We start from the raw sequence: 3346 nt of genomic DNA, 5'->3' as shown, positions 1-3346 counted from the left end.
TTTTTCTTTTCGTTGTCAGGCCGTGACGGTCACGCTCTGGCCTTCAAAGCTCACCGTCTGACCGGCGACGATTTTGCAGCGTTTGCGGGTTTCCACCGCGCCGTCGACTTTTACCAGCCCGTCGGCGATGGCGATCTTCGCCTGGGCGCCGCTTTCGCTCCAGCCTTCCAGCTTCAGCAGATCGCACAGCTCAACGTGCGGGTGTTTACCTAAGGAAAATGTCGCCATCTCAGGCCTCCTCAACGTCGTGATACTCTTCGCACGCCTGCAGCGTGTTCTGAATCAGGGTAGCGACGGTCATCGGGCCAACGCCGCCGGGAACCGGGGTGATGTAGGACGCGCGTTCGGCGGCATCTTCATACACCACGTCGCCGACCACTTTGCCGCTTTCCAGACGGTTGATGCCGACATCGACCACAATCGCCCCTTCTTTAATCCACTCGCCAGGAATAAAGCCCGGTTTGCCCACCGCGACGATCAGCAGGTCGGCGTTTTCGACATGATGGCGCAGGTTTTTTGTAAAGCGGTGGGTGACGGTGGTGGTGCAGCCGGCCAGCAGCAGCTCCATGCTCATCGGGCGACCGACGATATTGGAGGCGCCAATGACCACCGCATTGAGGCCGTAGGTGTCGATATTGTAGCGTTCCAGCAAGGTCACGATACCGCGCGGAGTGCACGGACGCAGGCGCGGCGCGCGCTGGCACAGGCGGCCAACGTTGTAAGGATGGAAGCCGTCGACGTCTTTATCCGGCGCGATGCGCTCGAGAACTTTGACGTTATCGATCCCTGCCGGCAGGGGCAGCTGAACCAGAATACCGTCGATGGTCTTATCGGCATTCAGAGTGTCGATAAGCTCCAGCAGCTCGGCTTCGCTGGTGGTTTCCGGGAGATCGTAAGAGCGGGAGACGAAGCCCACTTCTTCACATGCTTTGCGCTTGCTGCCGACATAAATCTGCGAGGCCGGGTTGCTGCCGACCAGCACGACGGCCAGCCCAGGGGCGCGTTTTCCGGCCGCAACGCGAGCCTTCACTTTTTCCGCAACCTCAGAGCGTACCTGCTGCGCAATCGTTTTACCGTCAATAATTTTTGCTGCCATCAGAGAGAGGATTCCATCTGTATCTTTACGAAAGGGGGATGAGGATATTTTGTCAGAAGCGGGCCTCGCTGTCAGTCCTCGTTTGCTGTTTTATCCTGTCTGAGGCTAATTTAGCCTGTTATGACCATGGTTATTACATGGTTATTGGTGCGTTGCGCCTGGCCACTGAGTCGATTTACGCGCGCATTAGGCCCGGCGGTATGCTTCTTGTACAGTTGGTGGAGGATATTTCGCCAGCGTCGTATAAGCCCCGCAGTTTCCTGGCAAAATGGATTGACTCAACCGACGTGGACCGTATAATTCCACGCGTTTCACTCCGCGAAGCACTCGCTTCTCAGGGCGCCCTTAGCTCAGCTGGATAGAGCAACGGCCTTCTAAGCCGTAGGTCACAGGTTCGAATCCTGTAGGGCGTGCCATTAAGAAACAAACACTTACGCAAGTTTCAAACCAGCCTGATTTCCTCCTTGTGTCGTATTTGTGTCGCTAGCGCCAAAAATGGCGTCAATTTTCCGTGCGTGTTCGGTCAGGTGGTTCGGCGCCAGGTGAGCATAACGGCGCACCATCTCGATGCTCTCCCATCCTCCCATTTCCTGCAAAACAGAAAGCGGGACGCCGGACTGGATCAGCCAACTCGCCCAGGTGTGCCGGAGGTCGTGAAAACGAAAATCCTCGATCCCCGCTTTTTTCAACCCGGCGCGCCATGCGTTATTGTCATCTACCCGCATTTTTCTAACCGCGGGCGTCAGCGTTCCATCAGGGCGATGTTTTGCCGTGGTGTGAACGAACACCCATCGGGAGTGCTTCCCTATCTGATCCCTTAATACCCTGCATGCGGTATCATTCAGAGCCACGCCAATCGCCTTGCCCGCTTTTGCGTTCTCCGGATTTACCCATGCAACCTTTCTCTGCATATCGACCTGCTGCCACTCAAGCCCGATGATGTTTGAGCGGCGCAGGCCGGTTGCCAGTGCAAATATCACCACTGGCTTAATGCTCTCCGGCATGCACTCGATCAGCCGCTCAGCTTCTTCTCTGGTCAGCCACCGTATCCGCTTACTGATCGGCTTGCGGGTTTTGATAACAGGGGCTGTTTTTATCCAGCCCCAGTCATTCGCCGCGGCCCTGAGAAGGGAGCGAATGAAGGAAAGGTGTTGCGCCTTCGTAGCCTGCGAAACCTGCCGTGGTTTGTACTCCGGAACCGGCTTTCCCTTCCTCATCGCGGCATCACGCTTACTCTCCCACACCTGCAGGTGCTTACGGTTGATCATCCCGTTAACGGCTTCGTGAATTTCCTCCGCCGTTATCTTCGAAACATCACGGCCGGAAAAATGCTGCAGCCAAAACTCAATTTTGGTTTTGTCATCATCCAGCGATCGCTTATGGTCCTTTTCCCGCAGCCACCGGATGCAGCACTCTTCGAAGGTTCTTACGGGCAGGTCGCCGATCTGGTCAACCCGCCACGCTTCCGCCTTCAGCTTGTCGTGGAGCTCCTGAGCCTGCTTTTTGTCCCCCGTGCCAAGAGATCGCCTAACTCTTTTTCCTGACGGCGTAAAGAAATGACAGTGCCACACGCCGCCCCTGAGGGTGATTGACATAAAACTTCTCCTTTATGTTCACCCGCGTTCGCGATGACAGGATCGCGCGGGGTTTTCAAATATGCAATACACGCCGCCTCGGTCGTTCTGTACTTGTTGCCGACCTTGCGGCCGGCGAGCTCCCCAGACTCAATCAGGCGGTAGATCACCCGCGCCGACACGATGAGCAAATCGGCGGCCTGCTGTGCTGTTATCGGCTTGTCAGATGCCATATCACCTCCGATGCTTACCGCGTAATTCCTCTTCTTCCTGACAGTCAGCGCAGCGCTGACAACCCGCCACCAGCTCCCGGCGCCGCTCGGGTATCTCTTCCCCGCAGTCGCGGCAGTGAGTAGCTGAAACCGCCGCATGGTTGATGCGCATGTTCTGGATGGTCATTTCAAGCCGGCGCTCTGCCAGCTCGTTGGCCTGATCGATGATTTCTGCGCTCATACTTCACCGCCTTTTGTCCGGGAAATAACTTCTTTGGCAGCCTCTAATCGACCCCACGTAGAGTTAGGTTTATCTGGTTGTGGGTAGGTATGTTTGCTAACGATATCGGTCATTTCTTCGAGTGCTGCCAGCAGCTCGTCGCGCTGCCCGGCGACTTTCGCATGCTCAAGCGCAGCGTTTTCCAGCTGCGATTTGTGCTTCTTGTAAGCCTCGTATGCGTGCC

The 3346-nt window shown here is 56.3% G+C and carries 5 protein-coding genes, 1 tRNA gene and 1 pseudogene; 1 reads left to right on the top strand and 6 read right to left on the bottom strand.

Annotation, left to right across the window (positions count from 1 at the left end):
- Window positions 1–15: 15 nt before the first annotated feature.
- Together ybcJ and folD are read right to left on the bottom strand one after the other, a co-directional pair.
- A complete protein-coding gene (gene ybcJ, locus HMPREF9538_RS26355; RefSeq protein WP_004143016.1) occupies window positions 16–228 on the bottom strand; it encodes a ribosome-associated protein YbcJ in 213 nt (70 codons plus the stop codon).
- 1 nt (window position 229) lies between these two features.
- Window positions 230–1096, bottom strand: coding sequence for a bifunctional methylenetetrahydrofolate dehydrogenase/methenyltetrahydrofolate cyclohydrolase FolD (gene folD / locus HMPREF9538_RS26360; RefSeq protein WP_004143017.1), 867 nt, complete (start codon window positions 1094–1096; stop codon window positions 230–232).
- Between the two features lie 339 nt (window positions 1097–1435).
- Here folD and HMPREF9538_RS26365 point away from each other — a divergent pair.
- Window positions 1436–1512: transfer RNA gene (locus tag HMPREF9538_RS26365), tRNA-Arg, on the top strand.
- Between the two features lie 15 nt (window positions 1513–1527).
- Here the strand turns inward: HMPREF9538_RS26365 and HMPREF9538_RS32700 are convergent.
- The 4 genes and pseudogenes from HMPREF9538_RS32700 to HMPREF9538_RS26380 all read right to left on the bottom strand — a co-directional run.
- The gene (locus HMPREF9538_RS32700; RefSeq protein WP_223385404.1) at window positions 1528–2685 is read right to left on the bottom strand and encodes a tyrosine-type recombinase/integrase; all 1158 of its coding nucleotides are present in this window, start codon (window positions 2683–2685) and stop codon (window positions 1528–1530) included.
- Window positions 2568–2903 (bottom strand): helix-turn-helix domain-containing protein, encoded by a 336-nt coding sequence (locus HMPREF9538_RS31280; RefSeq protein WP_004151317.1) that lies wholly within the window; start codon window positions 2901–2903, stop codon window positions 2568–2570. The genes HMPREF9538_RS32700 and HMPREF9538_RS31280 overlap by 118 nt, the downstream gene beginning before the upstream one ends.
- Window position 2904: 1 nt before the next feature.
- Complete coding sequence (locus tag HMPREF9538_RS26375) at window positions 2905–3123, bottom strand: TraR/DksA family transcriptional regulator (protein WP_009483816.1); 219 nt, start codon at window positions 3121–3123, stop codon at window positions 2905–2907.
- Window positions 3120–3346: pseudogene (locus tag HMPREF9538_RS26380) on the bottom strand (hypothetical protein); the annotation flags it as partial. The pseudogene HMPREF9538_RS26380 and the gene HMPREF9538_RS26375, both read right to left, overlap by 4 nt.

The organism is Klebsiella sp. MS 92-3, assembly GCF_000195655.1.
Taxonomy (GTDB): Bacteria; Pseudomonadota; Gammaproteobacteria; order Enterobacterales; family Enterobacteriaceae; genus Klebsiella; species Klebsiella pneumoniae.
This window is presented reverse-complemented; position numbering and strand designations above follow the sequence as displayed.

Excerpts from the sequence above, each read along its gene's own strand:
- ybcJ (WP_004143016.1), bottom strand. The coding sequence starts at position 228 with ATGGCGACATTTTCCTTAGGTAAACACCCGCACGTTGAGCTGTGCGAT.
- folD (WP_004143017.1), bottom strand. The coding sequence starts at position 1,096 with ATGGCAGCAAAAATTATTGACGGTAAAACGATTGCGCAGCAGGTACGC.
- HMPREF9538_RS31280 (WP_004151317.1), bottom strand. The coding sequence starts at position 2,903 with ATGGCATCTGACAAGCCGATAACAGCACAGCAGGCCGCCGATTTGCTC.
- HMPREF9538_RS26375 (WP_009483816.1), bottom strand. The coding sequence starts at position 3,123 with ATGAGCGCAGAAATCATCGATCAGGCCAACGAGCTGGCAGAGCGCCGG.